The organism is Paraburkholderia terricola (genome assembly GCF_900142195.1).
Taxonomy (GTDB): domain Bacteria; phylum Pseudomonadota; class Gammaproteobacteria; order Burkholderiales; family Burkholderiaceae; genus Paraburkholderia; species Paraburkholderia terricola.
Genome location: NZ_FRAB01000066.1, coordinates 1 through 19,530, shown reverse-complemented (window position 1 = coordinate 19,530; position 19,530 = coordinate 1). Strand labels below are relative to the sequence as shown.

16 protein-coding genes and 1 pseudogene are annotated in these 19,530 nt (G+C 62.7%); 8 read left to right on the top strand and 9 right to left on the bottom strand.

The window, feature by feature from the left end; genetic code table 11:
- Positions 1-62 precede the first annotated feature (62 nt).
- Positions 63-905 (top strand): EcsC family protein, encoded by an 843-nt coding sequence (locus tag BUE39_RS31610; protein ID WP_073432559.1) that lies wholly within the window; start codon positions 63-65, stop codon positions 903-905.
- Here BUE39_RS31610 and BUE39_RS31605 read toward each other — a convergent pair.
- The 8 genes from BUE39_RS31605 to BUE39_RS31570 form a co-directional block, all read right to left on the bottom strand.
- A complete protein-coding gene (locus tag BUE39_RS31605; RefSeq protein WP_073432558.1) occupies positions 875-1,840 on the bottom strand; it encodes an alpha/beta hydrolase in 966 nt (321 codons plus the stop codon). The two genes, BUE39_RS31610 and BUE39_RS31605, sit on opposite strands and share 31 nt — an antisense overlap.
- A gap of 121 nt (positions 1,841-1,961) precedes the next feature.
- Positions 1,962-2,396 carry a CHRD domain-containing protein gene (locus tag BUE39_RS31600; protein ID WP_073432557.1) on the bottom strand — a complete coding sequence of 145 codons (435 nt, stop codon included), beginning with the start codon at positions 2,394-2,396 and terminating at the stop codon, positions 1,962-1,964.
- A 512-nt stretch (positions 2,397-2,908) separates the two neighbouring features.
- Positions 2,909-7,336 (bottom strand): ATP-binding protein, encoded by a 4,428-nt coding sequence (locus BUE39_RS31595; protein ID WP_084561527.1) that lies wholly within the window; start codon positions 7,334-7,336, stop codon positions 2,909-2,911.
- A gap of 55 nt (positions 7,337-7,391) precedes the next feature.
- Positions 7,392-8,135, bottom strand: coding sequence for an aquaporin Z (gene aqpZ / locus BUE39_RS31590; RefSeq protein ID WP_073432555.1), 744 nt, complete (start codon positions 8,133-8,135; stop codon positions 7,392-7,394).
- A 239-nt stretch (positions 8,136-8,374) separates the two neighbouring features.
- On the bottom strand, positions 8,375-9,019 hold the full coding sequence (locus BUE39_RS31585; RefSeq protein WP_073432554.1) for a response regulator: 645 nt from the start codon (positions 9,017-9,019) through the stop codon (positions 8,375-8,377).
- A 112-nt stretch (positions 9,020-9,131) separates the two neighbouring features.
- Positions 9,132-9,818, bottom strand: coding sequence for a response regulator (locus tag BUE39_RS31580; RefSeq protein WP_073432553.1), 687 nt, complete (start codon positions 9,816-9,818; stop codon positions 9,132-9,134).
- 136 nt (positions 9,819-9,954) lie between these two features.
- A complete protein-coding gene (locus BUE39_RS31575) occupies positions 9,955-10,623 on the bottom strand; it encodes a response regulator (protein ID WP_073432552.1) in 669 nt (222 codons plus the stop codon).
- 305 nt (positions 10,624-10,928) lie between these two features.
- Positions 10,929-12,257, bottom strand: coding sequence for an MFS transporter (locus BUE39_RS31570; RefSeq protein ID WP_073432551.1), 1,329 nt, complete (start codon positions 12,255-12,257; stop codon positions 10,929-10,931).
- Between the two features lie 97 nt (positions 12,258-12,354).
- On the opposite strand from BUE39_RS31570, the gene BUE39_RS31565 reads away from it, so the two are divergent.
- The 7 genes from BUE39_RS31565 to BUE39_RS31540 all read left to right on the top strand — a co-directional run bounded on the left by BUE39_RS31565 (position 12,355) and on the right by BUE39_RS31540 (position 19,046).
- Positions 12,355-13,242 carry a LysR family transcriptional regulator gene (locus tag BUE39_RS31565; RefSeq protein WP_073432550.1) on the top strand — a complete coding sequence of 296 codons (888 nt, stop codon included), beginning with the start codon at positions 12,355-12,357 and terminating at the stop codon, positions 13,240-13,242.
- 496 nt (positions 13,243-13,738) lie between these two features.
- Positions 13,739-14,455, top strand: coding sequence for a c-type cytochrome (locus tag BUE39_RS31560; RefSeq protein WP_073432549.1), 717 nt, complete (start codon positions 13,739-13,741; stop codon positions 14,453-14,455).
- 119 nt (positions 14,456-14,574) lie between these two features.
- Positions 14,575-15,855 (top strand): c-type cytochrome, encoded by a 1,281-nt coding sequence (locus BUE39_RS31555; protein WP_412534876.1) that lies wholly within the window; start codon positions 14,575-14,577, stop codon positions 15,853-15,855.
- 24 nt (positions 15,856-15,879) lie between these two features.
- Entirely contained in the window at positions 15,880-16,056 is a 177-nt protein-coding gene (locus tag BUE39_RS35290) for a hypothetical protein (protein ID WP_167363320.1), read from the top strand.
- A gap of 2 nt (positions 16,057-16,058) precedes the next feature.
- Complete coding sequence (locus tag BUE39_RS31550; protein WP_073432547.1) at positions 16,059-16,628, top strand: cupredoxin domain-containing protein; 570 nt, start codon at positions 16,059-16,061, stop codon at positions 16,626-16,628.
- Positions 16,615-18,240, top strand: a complete 1,626-nt coding sequence (locus BUE39_RS31545; protein WP_073432546.1) for a b(o/a)3-type cytochrome-c oxidase subunit 1 — start codon at positions 16,615-16,617, stop codon at positions 18,238-18,240. Before BUE39_RS31550 ends, BUE39_RS31545 begins: the two co-directional genes overlap by 14 nt.
- A complete protein-coding gene (locus tag BUE39_RS31540; protein WP_073432545.1) occupies positions 18,237-19,046 on the top strand; it encodes a c-type cytochrome in 810 nt (269 codons plus the stop codon). The genes BUE39_RS31545 and BUE39_RS31540 overlap by 4 nt, the downstream gene beginning before the upstream one ends.
- A 238-nt stretch (positions 19,047-19,284) precedes the next feature.
- Here BUE39_RS31540 and BUE39_RS35025 read toward each other — a convergent pair.
- Positions 19,285-19,530, bottom strand: a pseudogene (locus tag BUE39_RS35025) (IS481 family transposase); the annotation flags it as partial.

Sequence of the window (19,530 nt, the reverse complement as noted above, 5' to 3'; positions counted from 1 at the left end):
GCGGGCCGTCACTGAACGGACTATCGACCGCAAATAGTCAACAAATGATGCCAGGGAGGCATATGGAGCAGAGTTCGCTCGCAGCACAATCCTTATCGGACGAAGACCTGAACGCGCTGCGGCGCGCGAAACACGAGTTGGAAAGCCCCGCGCTGGCGATGAAGCTGGCGAGTATCGTCGGTGCGCCGCTGGAGAAACTGCTCGCGCGCATGCCGGCGTTCGCCAACGAAAAGATCGCCGATGCAACGGAACTGGCATTGCGCAAGTGCCTCGCGATCGCGCTGCGCACGTTGGGGCGGCAAGACAGCGCTGCGCCGCTCGCCGCGCCCGACAAGCCGAGCAACCTGCTGCACAAGTTCGCAGTGGCGACCACCGGCGCCGCCGGCGGCGCCTTCGGCCTGTTCGCGCTGCCCGTCGAGTTGCCGATCACGACCACGCTCATGTTCCGCTCGATCTGCGACATCGCGCGCAGCGAGGGCGAAGACCTGACCTCGATCGATACGCAACTGCAGTGTCTGACGGTGCTGGGCATGGGCGGCACGTCCACTGCCGACGACGACGCCGACTTCGGTTACTTCATCATGCGCGGCGCGCTGGCGCAGGCGGTGTCGAAAGCGTCATCTGAAATCGCGACCAAGGGTTTCACCGCGCACGGTTCCGCAGCCTTGCTGCGCCTGCTTCATACGATTGCCGCGCGTTTTTCTGTGCAGGTGAGCGAACAGATCGCCGCCAAGTCGATTCCGGCGATCGGCGCCGTGCTCGGCGCGATGGTCAATACCGTGTTCATCGACCACTTCCAGCAGGTCGCGCACGGTCATTTCACCGTGCGGCGGCTGGAAAGGCAGTACGGCCACGAAACGGTCGAGGCCGCCTATCAGACGATCGACATCGCGCTCGCTGGCTGAGCGGCGTTCGTGGCGCGGTTCGTGACGCGCCGCACGAAGGCCGCGGCGCCGTCGAGCGCGCGATTCGCCTCGGGCATGAACGGCGTGAACAGCGGCCACACATGCGGCATCTTCTTCCATACCTCGAATTCGCAGTCGACGCCCGCTGCGCGCGCGTTGTCGGCGACGCGTCGCGAGTCGTCCAGCAACACCTCGGTGCTGCCCGCCATGATGAAGAGCGGCGGCAAACCGTGCAGTTCGGCATAAACCGGCGAAGCGTACGGATGCGTGGCCGGCGTGTCGCCGAGATAGACCTTCGCGGCCCGCTCGATCGCGGCGCCGCAAAACATCGGATCGCGACTGTCGTTGGTGCGAATACTGGCGCTGGCAGCGGCCAGATCGGTCCACGGCGAGAACAGTAGACCACCGGCCGGCATGGGATCGCCGGCGTCGCGAAGCGCGATCAACGTGGCGAGTGCGAGGCCGCCGCCCGCGGAATCGCCCGCGATCACAATCGACTCGGGCGGCACGCCATCGGCGATTATCTTGCGATAGGCTGCGGTGGCGTCGTCGAGCGCCGCCGGGAAGGGATGTTCGGGTGCGAGGCGATAGTCGAGCGAAAAGACCGGGGAGTTGGCGCGCGTTGCAAGACCGAACACTAGCGAACGATGCGTGAGCGGCGAACAGAAGTAATAGCCGCCGCCGTGGCAATACAGTACGGTCGGTTCAGCGCTGGGCGCTGGTTTGCCGCCGGCGCGCTCTATCCACTCCCCGCGCAGCGGCCGATCATGCGGGCCGTACAACTCTCGCAGACGCCAGCCGGCGGGAACCCGCGGTGACCAGACGCGCTTGGCGGTCAACGCCCGCGCTCTCTCGACATCGATACGCGGCTTGAGGGTTTCTGGCCGAAACTGCCTGCGCAAAATCCAGCAGGCGAGTGCGCTTTGCCAACTCATCGGGACACGCTCCTTCGCTAGTGTCCCGTCATGGTACGTGCGTTCGCGGTTGCGGCGATGGGCGAGCGATTCTAATCTCTAAAAGCGCCCGCTTTCCCGAATGCGCTTCTTTCGATCCGGCCTAGTTCGCCGGCAACACCTGCCCGCGAATTTCGCCCGTCGGATTCTGTGCTGTGTGGATATTGAAGTACCACTGGCCCGCCATCAGATCGGTGACCTGCTGTTCGGTGAGCGCCGCCGATCCCTTGATGGGGCTGCCAAGCGCGCTCTTTCCTATTGGCACCTGAGGCTTGGCGTTCTGGCCCACTGGAGCGGGGCCGTGGAAATGCGCGGCGGTGACCGGGCCGCTCAATCCTTCATAGCTGATCGTCCATTGCAGCGATTTGGTCGACGTATCGAACGTGGCGTTCAACGTGCCGTGCCCATGACTCACTCGCGGCGGCACCTCGCTCGACGGCTCAAGATCCGCTTTCAAGGCCACCGTATCCGCGAAGGCGACGCCCGACGCCAACACCCACAGCACCACGGCAAGGTTCAGTTTTCGAAGCACAATCATGGTCTTCTCCGGACTTGATGCACCGCCGCACCGACGTTTCGGCTGCGCGGAGCCACCACATACTAGTGCAAAATTCTTGAATACGTTTGCGCGGATGGTGGGTGAGCAAGCGCTGTATAGGTCGCGGCACAGGGGCCTGACTATCGTGAGCGCAGATGCTAATTCATAGCGCTCGCTGGTTTCGTAGTTATCCGTGGTATCGAAACGCATCAGGCCGCTCGCGCGACTCTCGTCCGCTCCTGAATAAGCGCAACCTCGAGCGGATTCGAGCAACGCCTTCGTCGATTTCCTCAAACAGTTAATTGCGGATTTCGAAACGAATGGTTAGCGCTATCCGAGTTATGCTTCCGACTGCGAGAAGTGACTCCTTCATCGAAGGATGTCTCCAAACCTTAACGCGGCTTCGGCCGCGTTTTTTTTCGTCTGCTCATTGTTGGATTTGTTTTGCTCAGTCCTCTTTTCGGTCACACCTGTAGCGAGGAACGGCACCGCGCCGCCCAAGCGGTGCAATGTCACGCGAGCAAGGCGGCCTGCTGCTCGATTCGATCCAGCATGACCTGGCACTTGGTGATCAATATCAGCCCCTCACTGCGCACGCGTTCCGGTGGCTTGACGGTGATATCTCGACGATATTCGTCCAGCGCATTGAGCAGCGGCGGGTATTGCAGCACGCTCGCTGCCCCGGCCACCCTATGCAGCCACTCCCGCACGCGCCCAATCTCAGCGCTTTCGACCAGTGGCGACAACGCCTCCACGTCCTCGCGCACGGACGAGACAAACGAGTCGAGCAACGCCTTGACGGTCGATTCGCTACCCCACAACTGCGTCATGTGCGCCAGGTCGACTGGAACAAATGGCTCTGTGACGCCGTGAACATCCGGCCCTGCGACTGCCGGGGTGCTCACCGTTTCAATGGGAGCGGCTTGCCACGCGCTGTCGGGGCCGAACCAGCGGCTCAGGTAGTCGCGCAGCGTGGCGAGCCGGGTCGGCTTGACGAGGCAGTCGTCCATGCCCGCATCGCGACATAGATTCAGGTCTTCGGGCGCGGTGTTCGCCGTGATACCGAGAATGGGTAGACGCTGCGCGCCACCGTGCTCCCGCTCGCGGATGCGCCGCGTGAGTTCATAGCCGGACAGGTTCGGCATATGGCAATCCGTGATCAGGCATCCATAGCTCGTGCGTTCCAACGCGACCAACGCCTCCGCACCGTCGTTCGCCACGTCGCATGCAAAGCCGAGCAAAGCCAGTTGATGACGGATCAACTCCTGATTGACCGGGTGATCTTCCGCCACCAGAATCAGGCGGCCGCTGGCAATGGCGCTTTCACGGTCCGGCGGCACGGTGCAGCCCTCGGCCGCGCGCGGCTTGCCCGCCGGGCGCTGAGCCACCGACGGCAGTCCCGCCAACGCGGCGGCGCATGCGGCACCGAGTCCGCGCCACGAAATGGGGTTGATGCTGACGCGTACGTTGTCGTCGAAAATGCGGTAGCCCGTCGGCTTCGGCTTTTCGGTCAGGCAAATGACGCGTGAGCCTAGGCTGCCGCCTGCCGGCAACCTCACGTTCTCGCTCACGAAAAGCAGGTCCACGTCTGCCAGCGCGGCGCGCTCGCGCAGTTCCGCGGCATCGGGTGAGACGCGGCGCAGTTTGAGCCCAAGCGCCTCGCCAAAATGCATCAAAGCCTGAGCGACGCGTGCGTCGCCAATGGCCACGACACCGCGCTTGCCGCGCAAGCCGCCAGCGCAATAGCGCTCAGTTTCGACAGGCATGGTGAGCCGCACGATCATGCGTGTTCCCGCCCCCGGTTCACTGCGCAGTGCGAGTGAGCCGTTCATGAGGTCGATCAGCTTACGGCAGATCGTCAGCCCAAGGCCAGTGCCCCCGAAGCGGCGCGTGGTGGACGATTCAGCTTGCACGAACGGCTCGAAGAGTTTGGCCTGCACCTCCGGCGCGATGCCGATGCCCGTGTCCGCCACGATGACTTCCAGCGTCTGAGCGCCGGCGGCTTGCGCGACGACCGACACGCATACTTCGACCTCGCCCTCCGACGTAAACTTGATGGCGTTGCCGAGCAGGTTGAATAGAATCTGCCGCAGTCGCACGCTGTCGCCTCGAAGTGTGGCGGCGACTTCGGGCGCGATGTCCACGCGCACTTTCAAACCCTTTTCATGCGCTCGGCCCGCGAGCAAGCCAACCGAGTTGTCGACCAGTTCGCGGATGTCGAGGGGTTCGGCTTCGATCGTGAGCCGTCCCGCTTCGATTTTCGAATAGTCGAGCAAGTCGTCCAGAATCTGCAGTAGCGCGCCGGCCGACTCGTGGATCATGCTCAGCATTTCGCCTTGATCGTTATTGAGCGGCGTGCGTTCCAGCACTTCGACGAGACCGAGCACGCCGTTCATCGGCGTACGGATTTCGTGGCTCATCATGGCGAAAAAGTCGTCCTTGGCGCGCGAAGCCGCCTCGGCCATGTCGCGCGCTCGCGCGAGTTCCTCGGAGCGCGCGCGCTCCACGCTCACGTCCACCCAGTAACCGCTCCACACGACGCTGCCGTCCGGCTCACGGCGCGGCACCAACTCCGCGCGCGCCCAATAAAGGCCACGTTCGGTTTCGAAGCGAAACTCGATATGCACCGGCGTTTCGGCGTGTGCCGAGCGTTCCAGTTCGGCCAGCACCAATGGCCGGTCCTGCTTGTATATCCACCGGAAATCGACGTCGTCGCGCTCTATCTGAGAAAGATCCAGACCACCCAACAGATGCCGGGGGTCGCCGCCGAAGTAGGGAAACGAATAAACACCGTCAACGGTACGACGCAGTTGAAATACCACCGCTGGCAACGACCGCGTGACATCAAACAGACGCCGCTCTGTTTCGCGTGCGCGCATTTCGGCGCGCCGGATGTCGGTAATGTCGACCATCGTTCCAAGCACGCAGACCGGTTGACCGTCGCTGTTACGACAGAGGCTCGTCCAGAACAGGCCATGCCGCAAATCGCCGGGGCTGCGCTCGAACTGCAGTTCCATCTTCGCCGTCTCGCCATGTTGCAGCACCTCGTGCGCCATGTCGTCGAGCACGCCGCTGTTGGCTTCGCCCCAGGTGTGGACATCGGTGGTCGTACGCCCGATGACCGCTTCGCGGGGCATTCCGCACGCCTCTTCATAAGCCTGATTGACGGCGATGTAGCGGCCGTTCAGATCCTTGGCAACGAGCGGATAGGGAACCATCTTCATCATGGTTTCCTGGAAGTTCAACTGCGTCTCGAGTTGCCGCTCCGTCTCCTTGCGCAGCTTCACTTCGCGTTGCAGCAACAGATAAGCACGCAGCGTGACCAGCAACACGACGCCGATGCCAATCAGCAGCGGCAGCAGACGCACTGCGTTAACGCTCCATAGCCGGGTTTCCGGCGCATTGCCGGTGACCCACTTTTGGCGAATGCGCTGCTTTTCGGCGGGCGGCATGGCCAGCAAGGCGCGGTCGATCAGACCCGCGAGCGGGCCCAGATTTGCGCGGACCGCGAAGCCGAGGCGGTCCGATTCGCCGACCGTACCAAGAATCTTGAGCACGCCGGCGTAACGCTCCTTCAGCAGGATGTCGATGGCTGCCACGTTGCCGACCAAAACATCGGCCTCGCCGGTTTCGACCATGTGGAGTCCGTCGTCCAGGCTGGGCGCAACAGCGACTTGGTCTGCAGGAATTTGCTTGAACGCGAGGGGAACCGCTCCGGCGACATGCGCGGAGACGACGATGCGGCGCGACGCAAAATCATTGAGTGAGCGTGCGGCCGGCTCGTCTTCCCGCCCGACGATCACAAACGGATAACTTTCGTATGTCCGCGTGTGCCGTGCGTTTTTTAAACGCGGGTCGCTACTGGAGGCGGTGGCGAGCATCGCCAACTGCCCGCCTTGAAACGCGTCGACCGTGGCGGGCCAGTCGCCGGTGCGCGCGCGGTTGAACACGACGCCGAGCGTACGACTCAGATACGCCAGATAATCCGCTGCAATGCCAGCGGGCCGCCCGGCCTCGTCGACATAGCTGAACGGTGGCCAATCGTTGTCGAAACCAACTTGTATTGGAGGCAGCGAACGGAGCCAGGCCTGCTCTTGAGACGTCAGTGCAAGCCGATACACGCTGGACGCGGATGTCGCGTCGAAATTGCCCGATAGCCAGCGCGCGCGAATTGCTGCGTCGTCGGCCGATTTGATGCGCGTAAGCGCGTGATCGAGTTCGTCTCGCAATGCGGCGCGGCTTCGGGGTACGCCAAAGCGCAGATCGGCAGTCTTGCTGGTTTCCTCGAAAGCAACACGCAGACGACGGAACTCGTCCGTGCCTAGTGCATACCGCACCGTGGGAGTAAAGCCGAAGTAAATGTCGGCCTCGCCTTGAGCCACCGCGGAGAGTGCGGCATGCGTTGTGGCGAAGGTATTGATTTCGGCGCGCGGGAACCGGTCGCGCATTGCGCGCTCGCGCGCATAACCTTTCTCTACCGCGATGCGCGCACCGGCGAGCCGGGCGGGCCCGTCATAGTCGTCACTCTCCCGGCGCACCACCGCTGAAGTGGATGAACGAAAATACGGCGCGGTAAAACTGATGCAACGTTCGCGCTCGGGCGTTCGCGCAAGACTCATCAACAAATCGACTTTTCCGGCGCATGCAGCGGCAAGTAGCTGCGGCATGTCTGGAAATGCCTCGGCTTCGATGACGACATTCGGCCCGACGAGTGCGCGCAGATAGTCGACGCTCATACCGGTGAGCTCACCGTCCTGAAGTGCCTCGAACGGCAGCCAGCGGTCCGCGAGAACGCCGACGGTCAGCTTTTCAGGAAAAGCGCCGGCGGCTTGCGAATGGGTGAGATCGCCGTCCGACTGGGCAAGCGCCGTTACCTGCACGCCAAGAAATAAGGACAGCGCGAGCAGGCATAGCGAGACGCGCCGCAGTACCAGCCTCATTGCAAGGCTTTGCAGCGATTGGAGGAGAGACACGAGGGGCCGCACCATTCCGCGTTCACGCAACTTCGCCCTGCCCATGGGCGGGCGTGGCGGACCAGTCTGGTCTGCCACGCAGGAAGGAGAACAGCGCGCCGGCCGCGATGCCGCCTGACATTGGCGCGGCCCAGAACAGCCAGAGCTGGTCCAAGGCCCAGTTGCCGACAAATAACGCCTGAGCCGTGGAGCGGGCGGGATTGATCGAGCCGTTGGTGACCGGAATCGACACCATGTAGGCCAGCATCAGGCAAGCGCCAGCGATAAGCGGCGCGACCCATCCCCGCTCTTGCCGGCACGCCGTCAACAGGTACACCAGGACAAAAACGAAGGACAGCACGAACTCGATGATCAGCGCCGAGTGCAACTGATAGTCGGCGGGCGAATGGGCGCCAAAACCATTCGCCGCAAATTCGCTAGCGGCCAGTTCGAATCCGGGTCGGCCGCTCGCCACATAAACGAGCAGCGCTGAAGCGACGATGGCCCCCAGAAGCTGCGCGGCAATGTATGGCAACAGGTCCCTGACCGGAAAACGTTGCGCGATCGCGAAGCCAACAGTGACAGCGGGGTTGAAATGCGCGCCCGAGATGCTACCGAACGAGTAGGTGGCCGTGGCAAGCGCGACGCCGAACGCTAGCGACATTTCGAGTACATCGTACCCTTGCTGGATTCCGCTCGTATTCAATACCACGGTGCCGCATCCAACGAAGACAACCCAAGCCGTTCCCGCGCCCTCCACCAACAATCGCTTACCTAGCGCGACCATGCCGCCTCCCGTTTTATCTCTACGAGGCAGACGGCATCACTCGTAATTGCCGCAAGACATCTGCCTGAATTTTCCCGGCTTCCTACTGCTCAGCATGACCAAACGAATGCTCTCGTTGGACAAGCATGAAGCAAAGGCGCAGCCAATTCAGAACTATGAGACGGCAACGTCCACCAACCAATCAGAACAGTCCTAAACTCCAAATCATCGACCGGTGCGATCGAAAATTCCGACGGCGCTCAAGCCAGCCCAATTTGCCGTGCGTAGTCAATGAGATCGGATTCCGTTTCGAGCCCGAGCTTGCGCATCGCGCTGCGCTTTTGCGTGCTGATCGTTTTTCCGCTGCGTTGCAGGCGCGCCGCGATTTCATGGACCGCCAGGCCTTGCACATAAAGCTGGAAGATTTCCCATTCTCGTGCGCTCAGCACACCCGCTCGAAGCTGCAGCGGCGTATCAGCCGCTTCTATCGCGAGGCGAGCCTGTTCCGACAGATAAACGCCGCCAGCAACAGCAGCCTCGATTGCATCGATCAAGTCCGTGGCGGCGTCGCGTTTATCGACGATTCCGCTGACACCGATGTGGAGAAGACCTGTCAGCATGTGTGCATGGCAGATCATCGTGAGCACGACGAGGTGAGGATGCGGTCGCGCCCGCAACAGGCGCCGCAGGAACGGCACTGCATTGCTGCCTCCGTGAATGCCGGGCATGCTGATGTCCGATACGACGACGTCGCATGTGCAACTGTCGATCAGTTCAGCTAGCTTGTGAGTGTCGGCCGCCTCGCCGGTCACTTCGATATGTGGCACGGCTTGCAGCAACCGCCGAACGCCGACACGAACGCAGTCGTGATCGTCGGCAACGATAACGCGGATTTTTTGTGTCATTTTTGTTGTCTTATCGACTGGCCCGCCCTGCACGCGATGTGTTTCCCCGGGCTGTGCCAATACATCTTCTGTTCGTCGCGCCGCTGCGGCGCGACGCCTCGCCCACTGATTATCAGTTTTGCGTGCGCTCCTCGGGAACCACCCCGTACTCGGCAGCGAAGCGGAACAACTCAGCGTCGCTGTTCAGATCGAGCTTGCGCATCGCGGTGCATTTTTGCGCGCTGATGGTCTTGACGCTGCGGCCCAAACGCGCCGCGATTTCCGTGACGCCGAGCCCTGACGCATATTGCGTGAACACCTCGAGTTCACGACGCGAAAGAATCTGCCGTACGAAATCGAGCCGCCGGTTCACCATTGCCTGCGCAATCAGCGAGCGCACCGCGGGCCCGAGATAGCATTCGCGCGCCAGCGCCGTTATCACCGCCACGTGAATCAGATCGATCCGGTCGCGCTTGCTTACCAGTCCATCCACGCCGAGCGAAATGACCTTTTGCAACGCAGCCGGCTCGGTTTCCATGGTGAGCACGACGAGCGCGATATCCGGGTAGCGCAGCTTGAACTGCCTGACCGCTTCGAGTCCATCGCCATCGAAGCCGCCCGGCATGTATAGGTCCATGAGGACCAGTTCGCAGGGTTTGCGATCGACTTCCTGGAAAAGTTCGGTGGCGTCAGCAGCGCGACCGACGACCCGCATGTTCGGATATCCACCCATCAGGTTCTCGATCGCCAGTAGAACGAGCGGGTGATCGTCTGCGATGATGGCTCTGATGGGTGCGCTTATATCTGCTGTGTCGTTCATTGTTTATCTCCCCCTACCTTGAAGTTCCGGCCTCTTTCGTCGAAGAAACTGGCTCTGCGGCGATCATTAAACATTCCTAGGAGAATAGACATAAGATCGCTCCGAAATGGCTTATTCAATCGGTCTGATTAATTGATTAGATATGCGATTCAAAGCTAGGAATTCCGTGCGCACGGACGTAAGAGAAAAGTCCGGGACCGTTAGTAACGCCAAGTTTGACCATCGCTTCGCGTTTTTGCCGGCTGACCGTACGACGATGGCACCCAAGCGCCGCCGCGATTTCTGAAATCGATTGGCCGCTCACAAACAGTTTGACCACTTCCGCCTGCAGCCTCGATAAGCGCGCAACGGGCGGCGGCTCCTGCTCCTCCTTCCACGACTCGGCGAGCGCCTCGTTGATCGAACGCCCGAGGTACGTTCCACCACTGCGGCTCGCCTCGATCGCTTGCCAAAGCTGATCCATCGATTCTGTCTTGCTGAGCGCACTCACGGCGCCGTCTGACACGACGGCGCGAAGAATCGCGGCGTTCGTCAGCATTGTCATCACGACGATGCGCAGCAGCGGCCATTCATCGCGGATTCGCCTGACAAGGCTGAGGCCATCTTCGACGGCGCCGGAGGGTTCGGGCATCGAGAGGTCGGTGACGAGCACATCGCATGGCGTGCTCCGCAACAACTCGATCAATAACGTGGGAGTGATCGCCTCGCCAACAACGCTGACGCCGACATGGGCGTCCAGCGCGGAACGGACGCCAAGTAAAACGAAGGGATGATCGTCCGCCAGAATAATTCGAGTGTTCGCCATGATTTTGTCTCTTTGTTGTAGGTGTAATCAGCGAAAAGCGCAGAGTATTGACACGCTCTGCGCATGCTTTAACGGCACCTTGGCTCGGCATGAATGCGCCAAGCCGCTCATAAAATCATCGCTACACTCGCCAGCGAAATCGGAGTGTTCCGAATCCGGCAAAGAAACTGACGGTCCATTGCGGTTCTATTAAAAGAAAAACGCGGAATGACCCAAAACGAATATTTCCATCGCTGTTAATGCCTGCGCGAACCGCATCTGATGTCGCGGTTCGGATGGCATCGCACATCGGCAGCGTTGTCACGTCAGGTCGCATCACACGCTCGCGCGGCGCTCGTCTTTGCCTCGCGCGCCGCGCGCGGAAGAATCGGCCATGCGATCAGCGCGCATGCGCTGGCCACAGCCCACACCAGCGGCCACGAACCTATTGTCAGAAGTGGCGGGATCGCGAGCGGCGTGACGAACAGCGTGAGAAAGACGCAAGTGTTGCCGATCGCCAGCGCGGTGCCCGCGCGACTCGTGCCGGCCAGCGTGGCGAGTTCCGTGAAGGCGACGCCGTGCCACGCCGACGCGCTCACGCCGCCCAGCACGATCATCAGCGCAAACACCGCCGTCATCGCCGCGCCATGCGTACCGGCGAGACCCGTCAGCAACGCAAGCGATGCGAACAGCGCGGCGGTCGTCAAGCTGCATGCACGCATGTAAGGCCTGCGATTGCGATTCCGGTCGGTCCAACGCCCGCTCCAAACCCTCGCGACCGCAGCGCCGGCCTGAACGGCGGCCATCGTCACGCTAATCGCCAGCACGCCGGCGCGGCCGGAATCGTGGAGGAACACAGTCCCGAACGTGATCACGGCGAGCTGCGGCACGCACAGCGCTCCCGCGCCGAGCGCCACACGCCAGATGCCGATGTCGCGTAACGGTGAAACCTTCGGGGGCGCGCCCTCGGCCATCACCGCGTTTTGGACTGCGTTGCGACCGGCGCGAACATCGCCCGCATCAGCATGCGAAGGTTCATGCAGCCACAGCCATGCGAACACCGCCGTGACCCCGCACGCCGCGGCCAACACCGCATACGCGCTGGCAAAACCGAACCTCGATGCCAGCACCGGCAGCAACAACGCACCGAGCCCACCGCCCGCCGGCACTGCCGTCTGTCGAATACTCATTGCGAGCCCGCGCTCACCCTCCTGAAACCAGGCCATCACCGCACGGCCGCTCGAACCGTTGACGCTGCCGCCCAGCAGGCCGATCAGCAACAGGCCGAGTGCGAGCGTCGCGACGCCCGGCACGTAACCGCCGGACGGCACCACGAACAATGCGAGCCCGGCCAGCGCGGCTGCCGTCGAAAGCAGTCCGAGCAACAGCACCCGGCGGTCGCCCCAACGATCGGTCAGGAGCCCCCACGGCAATTCGCTCACCGCGATGCCCAAGCCGAGCATGCCAAGCACCAGCCCCAGGCCGTCGTTGCCGAGGTGATAGCCCGAACGCAAAAAAACAGCGGTCGTCGGGATCCCCGAGAACGCCGCCGAAAAACTCGCATTGGCCGCGAAGCCGACTCCCAGCACCTTCCACCGATGGCTCGCCCCGCGCTCACCCAACGCGCGAACCGCGTCAACCGATCCGTTTGCCATCACACCCCTCCGTAAAGAAATCTGGAGGTATCCTACGGCTGGGCATTCCATCGGAAAAGCCGGAAATTTAGATAACATCCATCGGATATACCGAATCATGAGCCAACGTGGATTCGACCTGACGCAGTTGCGGACCTTCGTCGCCCTCGCGGAATCGGGCAGCGTCTCGGCGGGCGCGGCGCGACTGTTCCTGTCGCAGTCTTCCGTGAGCGAGCAGTTGAAGAAACTCGAGGAGCGCGCCGGCCAGCCGCTCTTCGTCCGCAGCAAGCAGGGCGTGAGCGCCACGCCGGCCGGCAGCCGTCTGCTCGATCACGCGCGGCGCATCATCGCAATGAGCGAAGCGGCGTTCGAAGACCTGCAAGGCCGCTCGCTCGATGGCGAATTGCGCATCGCGATCACCGACTATTACCGTCCGCACGACATCGCGCGCATTCTCAAGACGTTCTCGGAACAGCACCCGCGCCTGAAACTGCACGTCACCGTATTGCCGAGCGCCGTGATCGACAGCCATGCCGGCGACGACGCATCGTTCGACATCGGCCTCTCGCTGCGGCTCGTCACCGGCAAAACGCGCTCCGCAAACCCGCGCGCCCGTGCGCCGAGCACCGTCGTGCGGCGCGAAAAACTGCTGTGGGTCCGCGCCGCCGACGCGGACCCGCGGCCGGCCACGCCCTATCCGCTCGTCCTGCTGCCGTCGAGTTGCCAGTTGCAGCGCTTCGTCGTGAAGCTGCTCGACGAGCACAAGGTGCCGTATCTCGTGTCGCATTCCGCGTCCGGAGTCGCCGGCTTGCAACTGGCGTTGAAGGCGGGGCTCGGCATCTCGTGTCTGAACGAATCATCGATCGGCGGCGGCGTCGTGGCATGCCCGGCGAATGTCGGCTTACCCGCATTGCCCGCGGTCGAGTTTCATCTGTTGCCGGGGCGGGTGGGTGAAAGCGAACGGGTCAGCAACGCACGCACGGCACTCATGCGGCTGTTCAGTTGATCTATGTCATGCCAGCTGCGACCGACGGCTGGCAGAATCCTTTGAAAGCGCGCCACCCAACACTAATCGATCACATTCGCGAACACATTCGCCCGATCGCGTACGTGTTCGAAGCGCGTGTCATTGAATGATTGAAAGGCCCCTAATCGCCGCCTATGATGGTCAGGTAGCCATTTGGCCTTTCCATTGACGCATGGGATGAGTTCCTGCAACTGCTACACGATGCCCAATGTGTCATGCGTTGATTTCCGCAGCCCGAAAGCCGCCTCTCATGGCGCATTCAGCGCGGATTATTGTTTTGCCAGGCTATTGCATCGCCGCATCGAGTCGACACCGTTATCCTTCAAAATCCGTTCCGATTTGTCGTTCACGCAGTCGCTATAAAAGAAAGATGGGCTGATTTGTCATGCATCGTTCATTGGATTCGCGAATGAATCCATTGGATGATCGATCGAAAATAACTCGAGAAAAAGAACGTCCCTAAACGAGGCTTGGCGTGCATCGTAGAACTCTTGGATCTTCGGTTCTGTTTGTGCTTTACGTCCTGTGGAGCGGCGCGACTTTCGCCGCGGCCAACACGTCAGGCACCATGCCCTCGGCCATGGACGAGCGCGTGCGTGCGTGCACCTCGTGTCATGGCGTGCAAGGCCAAGGCCTGAACAACGATTACTTCCCGCGTATCGCCGGCAAGCCTGCCGACTACCTGTTCAATCAGCTGACCGCATTCCGCGACGGCGGCCGCACGTATCCGCCAATGGGCTATCTACTGGCGTTTCTGCCCGACGACTATCTGCGCAAGATCAGCCAGTACTTCGCCGACCTCCAGCCGCCCTACCCCAACGCCGATCAAGGCGAAGTCGCGCTGGCCGTGCTTGCCGCCGGCGAGCGCCTCGTCACGCAAGGCGACCCGGCGCGCAAGATACCCGCATGCATCGCGTGTCACGGCGCGCGCATGACCGGCAAACAGCCCGGCATCCCTGGTCTGCTCGGACTGCACGCGAGCTACATCGCCGGACAGATGGGCACCTGGCGCTCGGGCACGCGTCATGCGCTCGCGCCCGACTGCATGCGTGCGATCGCCGTCAAGCTGACCGACAAGGACATCACCGCGGTATCGAGCTGGCTCGCGCGCCAGCCACGCCCGGCCGATCCGCGGCCTGCACCGGCCTCCGCCGAGCGGCTGCCTCTCGCATGCGGGAGCCAACCGCAATGAAGTCGACCTCTCGCCTTTCGCGCGCGCTTCGCGCCCTGCGCTCTCTGTCTGACGTCGCGAACAAGCGCCGCCACGCAGTCGCGTCGCTCGCATGCGGTGCGCTGGTTGCCGGCCTGGTCATGAGCGTCGTGCTGCCGCGCGCACCGCATGTGCTGCTGATCAAGGAAGCACGCGCCGCCGAAGCCACGCCCGCTGCGACGCCTGCGACGCCTGCAACGACGCCAGACGCCAACGCCGATACCCGCCCCGACATCGTCAAACGCGGCGAGTACCTGGCGCGCGCCGGCGACTGCGTCGCCTGCCACACCGCGCCGCGCGGCAAGCTGTTCGCCGGCGGCCTCGCCATGGAGACGCCGTTCGGCACGCTGTATTCGCCGAATATCACACCGGACGCGCAATACGGCATCGGCACGTGGAGCGAGGAAGCATTCTTCAAGATGATGCGCACCGGCCTCGCGCAGGACGGCAGGCTGCTGTACCCGGCCATGCCGATCGCGCAATACACCAAGGTCACGCGCGAGGATTCGAACGCGATCTTCGCCTACCTGAAGAGCGTGCAACCGGTACGCGAGCCGAACCACAAGCACACGCTGCGCTTCCCGTTCAATCAGCGCAAGCTGCTGTACGGCTGGCGCACACTGTATTTCCGCGAAGGCGAGTTCCAGCCCGATCCGACCAGGTCGGTGGAATGGAACCGCGGCGCGTATCTGGTCGAAGGGCTCGGGCACTGCACGATGTGCCACACCAAGATCAACATGCTCGGCGGCTCGTCGCAGAGCGAGCAGTTCGCGGGCGGCCTGATTCCGGTGCAGAACTGGTACGCGCCGTCGCTCACGTCCGACAAGGACGGCGGTCTCGGCGACTGGAGCATCAAGGACATCGTCGATCTGCTGCAAGCGGGCATTTCGGATCGCGGCGCCGTGTACGGGCCGATGGCCGAAGTCACCTACCACAGCCTTCAGTACATGACGGGCGAGGACGTGAAGGCGATGGCCGTGTATCTCAAGACGTTGCCGGACAATCGCGGCCGCAAGTCGGGGCCGTCCGCGCCGACCAACACCAACGTGTTCGCGCTCGGCGAAAAGATCTACGCCGACAAATGCGCGATTTGCCACGGCGCGAAGGGCGAAGGCAAGTTGCAGCATTACCCGCCGCTCGCCGGCAACCAGTCGATCGAAATGGACTCGGCGGTGAATCCGATCCGTATCGTGCTCAACGGCGGCTTTCCGCCGGGCACCATGCGCAATCCGGAGCCTTACGGCATGCCGCCTTTCGCGCAGGAACTGAACGACACCGACGCCGCCGCCGTCGTCACGTATATCCGCACCGCGTGGGGCAATCACGGCCAGCCGGTGACGGCTCGCGACGTCAACGAGCTACGCAACGCGCCGCTGCATTGAACCGCTGCACTGGAGAGACTTTTGATGGAAGCGAACGATACCCGCAGCGCCCCCGCGCCGACCGATGACGAGGTGGAAAGCGTCATCGCGGCCGGCCCGCATGGCGCGATTGCCGTAGCCGGCGTCGCCACGCTGATCGTCATGGCGATCTGGTTCGGCTTCTACTTTTTCGTGTTCCTGCCGCGCGGCGTCGTTCACTGATCATGTCGACCGATTCCAATCATTCATCGGGCGGCCACGCGGTCGCCTTGCGCGCCGAGCGCCGCTGGGCGATTTTCGCCGGCGCGCTGATCCTGCTGATGCTGGCCGTCATCGTGTACTCGGGGCTGCATTGGGCGATGATGCCGCCGTCGCGGGTCGAGACGATCGATCCCTCGCGGCTGCAACTGTCCGGCGAATTCGTCGAGGACAACCTGGGCACGGCGGTGGAGCCCGACGGCTCGGTGGTCGTGCGCTTCGTCGCGCAGCAGTATTCGTTCACGCCGCAATGTCTGCTGGTGCCCGCCGACACGCCGGTCACGATCCGCACCACCAGCGCCGATGTCGTGCACGGCCTGCTCGTCACCGACACCAACATCAACACGATGGTCGTGCCCGGATACGTCGCCACGCTGAACACGCGCTTCGACAAACCGGTCGATCACACCATGCCGTGCCACGAGTTCTGCGGCTTCGGCCACCAGGCCATGTGGGCGCACGTGAAAGTGATCGACAAAGCCGCCTTCTTCGAGCAGGCCCGACAATCCCGGAGACTCAGCTGTGTTTCACGCTAAGCGACTCGTTCTCGCGCATTTCTGGCTCGCCTTCATCGCGTTTCTGATCGCGCTGCTTCTCGGCGCCTGGCAGATGCTGGTACGCAGCCCCCTCGCGCCGTGGGTCGGCGACCCCGAGCTCTACTACCGCTCAGTAACCGCGCATGGCTCGGTGATGGCCTACGTGCTGCCCACCCTGGTCTCGATGGGCTTCGGCTATGCGATCGTCGAACTCGCGCTCGCGCAGCGGCTCGCCGGACTCAAATGGGCGTGGGCCGCGTTCATCATGCTGGCGATCGGCGCCGTGATGGCGATGGTGCCCGTCGCGCTCGGCAGCGCCTCGGTGCTCTACACCTTCTATCCGCCGATGATCGGCAGCGCCTTCTATTACATCGGCGTGGTGCTGGTGGTGGTCGGCTCGTGGATCTGGGTCGCGCTGATGCACGTGAATCTGCGCATCTGGAAACGCGCCAATCCCGGCCGCGCCGTGCCGCTCGCGATGTTCGCCAACGTGGCGGGCGCCTACCTGTGGGCGTGGACCGCGCTCGGCGCGGCGCTCGAGATCCTGTTCCAGATCCTGCCGGTCGCGCTCGGTCTCACCAGCACGATCGACGCCGGCCTCTCACGCGTCCTGTTCTCGTGGACGCTGCATGCGATCGTCTATTTCTGGCTGATACCGGCGTACATCGCGTATTACACGCTGGTGCCGCGCGCGATCGGCGGACGGCTCTATAGCGACTCGATGGCGCGCGTGTCGTTCATCCTGTTCCTCGTATTCGCGATGCCGATCGGCATTCACCATCTGTTCGTCGATCCGCAGGTCGGTTCGGGCTTCAAGTTCGTGCATGCGGTGTTCACCGGCATGGTGTCGGTGCCGACGCTGCTGACGGTGTTCACGATCTGCGCGTCGGTGGAAATCGCCGGCAGGCTGCGCGGCGGCAAGGGCGCGTTCGGCTGGCTCACCGCGTTGCCGTGGCGGAACCCGATGATGCTCGTAATCGCGTTTTCGTTCGTGATGCTGGGTCTCGGCGGCGCCGGCGGCCTGATCAACATGAGCTACCAGTTGAACTCGACGGTGCACAACACGCAGTGGGTGACCGGGCACTTCCATCTGATCTTCGGCGGCGCGATCGTAATCATGTACTTCGCGATCGCGTATGAACTATGGCCGCAATTGACCGGCCGCGCGATCGTCTCGCTGAAGCTGGTGCGCACGCAGTTGTGGCTGTGGTTCATCGGCATGCTGGTGGTGACGCTGCCCTGGCACTACGTCGGCCTGCTCGGCGCGCCGCGCCGCATGGCCTACTACGACTACACGATGCCGGGGATGGAAGCGCAGGCGTTCTGGGTGGGCATGTCCGCGGTGGGCGGCTTGATCCTGGTGGTGTCCGGCGTGCTGTTCGTCTACATCCTCGCGAAGTCGCAATTCGGACCGGCGGTGGAGCAGCAGCGCTTCCAGTTCGCGAGCGCGGTGCATCCGGTGGAGCGCGTGCCTGCCGCGCTCAACAGCTTCGGCTTGTGGGTGGCGTTGATGATCGGGCTGACGGTTGTCAGCTACAGTGTGCCGATCGTGCAGTTGCTCAAGTTGCCGCAGACGTCGGTGCCCGCGGTGGTCGTCGGAGCACATCGATGAATCAGGAACGCGTCTTCAGCTTCCGCAATCCGTGGTTCACGGTGAGCGTGGGCGGCACGCTTGCGATTGCCGTCGTGGCGATACTGATCGGCTTTATCTGGTTACCCTCGGCGAATAGTTCGTTCGCCGGGCGCGGCTTGTGGGCGACGATTTGCAGCGCCGCAGGCACGCCGTCGAGCTGGTACGGCGGTGCCAACATCGCCGGCCCGGCGCCGAGCGACGTGGTGGTTTTGCCGCCCTTGCACCGCGTGCGAGCCGACGCGAATTCGATCGGCCGCGGCGCGACGATCGCGACGCAGAACTGCTCGATGTGCCACGGCGTGCTGGGCACGGTGCAGGTGACGGCGCCTGCGCTGGCCGGGCAATATGCCGACGTGACTTATAAGGAATTGCGGGATTATCAGAAGGGCGTGCGCAAGAACGCGATCATGCAGCCGATCATCGCGGCGCGCAGCGATCAGGATCTGCACGATCTGGCGGCTTACTATGCGTCGTTGCCGCGCGCGACCGCGGCCGAGCTTTTGCCGACCGGTGCGCAGCCGGATGCGAATGCCGTGAGGCTTGCGATGCAGGGTGATCCGCGGCGCAATATCGCGCCTTGTGCTGCCTGTCATGGGCAACTCGATCGCAAAGGCGCGGCGCCCTGGCTTGGCGGGCAGTCGTCTGTCTATCTCGCTGCGCAGATGCGGGCGTTTGCTTCCGGCGCGCGGCGGAATGACATTAACGAGCAGATGCGGAATGTGGTGCGGGAGATGACTTCTGCGGAGATTGATGGGTTGGCTAAGTATTATGCGGCTATGCAGTAGGTGACGGGTTTTGCCTGCTCGGCGGTTTGGGTTGTGGGCTGGGTTTGTTGGGCTGGGTTTGTTGGGCTGGGTTTGTTGGGCTTGGTTTGTTGGCCTTGGTTTGTTGGCCTTTCCTTGCTGGCTTAGTGGTCTATTGGCGTTGCCCCTGTGCGGGGCGGCACCTACTTCTCTTTGCCGGCCGTGTACAGACCGGAGACATGGTTGACGAACGTGCGAGGACATCGTTGACACTTTATGGTCAGCGGTTTTCGCTCCTCAGGTCAAGGGTGAGGATGCGGTGATGGGCAAACCAGAATTCAAATACGCCGTCTTCGCCGTCCTTTGCGCGTGCTGCAACCGGCAGCCGGTAAAGTGCTTTCGAGACCTTCAGGCGCCGTCCTTCAAAGCGTAGCTCGCCATTTGCCTTGACCCGCAGCACCACGTCATCCGGGCCGTACTCCGGCTCGCGCAGGACCGATGGAAACGCCCGCGGGCTCGGCTGGTA

Bases quoted from the DNA above. Each gene is read 5' to 3' on its own strand.
- BUE39_RS31610 (WP_073432559.1), top strand. From the start codon at position 63: ATGGAGCAGAGTTCGCTCGCAGCACAATCCTTATCGGACGAAGACCTG.
- BUE39_RS31605 (WP_073432558.1), bottom strand. From the start codon at position 1,840: ATGAGTTGGCAAAGCGCACTCGCCTGCTGGATTTTGCGCAGGCAGTTT.
- BUE39_RS31600 (WP_073432557.1), bottom strand. From the start codon at position 2,396: ATGATTGTGCTTCGAAAACTGAACCTTGCCGTGGTGCTGTGGGTGTTG.
- BUE39_RS31595 (WP_084561527.1), bottom strand. From the start codon at position 7,336: ATGAGGCTGGTACTGCGGCGCGTCTCGCTATGCCTGCTCGCGCTGTCC.
- aqpZ (WP_073432555.1), bottom strand. From the start codon at position 8,135: ATGGTCGCGCTAGGTAAGCGATTGTTGGTGGAGGGCGCGGGAACGGCT.
- BUE39_RS31585 (WP_073432554.1), bottom strand. From the start codon at position 9,019: ATGACACAAAAAATCCGCGTTATCGTTGCCGACGATCACGACTGCGTT.
- BUE39_RS31580 (WP_073432553.1), bottom strand. From the start codon at position 9,818: ATGAACGACACAGCAGATATAAGCGCACCCATCAGAGCCATCATCGCA.
- BUE39_RS31575 (WP_073432552.1), bottom strand. From the start codon at position 10,623: ATGGCGAACACTCGAATTATTCTGGCGGACGATCATCCCTTCGTTTTA.
- BUE39_RS31570 (WP_073432551.1), bottom strand. From the start codon at position 12,257: ATGGCAAACGGATCGGTTGACGCGGTTCGCGCGTTGGGTGAGCGCGGG.
- BUE39_RS31565 (WP_073432550.1), top strand. From the start codon at position 12,355: ATGAGCCAACGTGGATTCGACCTGACGCAGTTGCGGACCTTCGTCGCC.
- BUE39_RS31555 (WP_412534876.1), top strand. From the start codon at position 14,575: ATGAGCGTCGTGCTGCCGCGCGCACCGCATGTGCTGCTGATCAAGGAA.
- BUE39_RS35290 (WP_167363320.1), top strand. From the start codon at position 15,880: ATGGAAGCGAACGATACCCGCAGCGCCCCCGCGCCGACCGATGACGAG.
- BUE39_RS31550 (WP_073432547.1), top strand. From the start codon at position 16,059: ATGTCGACCGATTCCAATCATTCATCGGGCGGCCACGCGGTCGCCTTG.
- BUE39_RS31540 (WP_073432545.1), top strand. From the start codon at position 18,237: ATGAATCAGGAACGCGTCTTCAGCTTCCGCAATCCGTGGTTCACGGTG.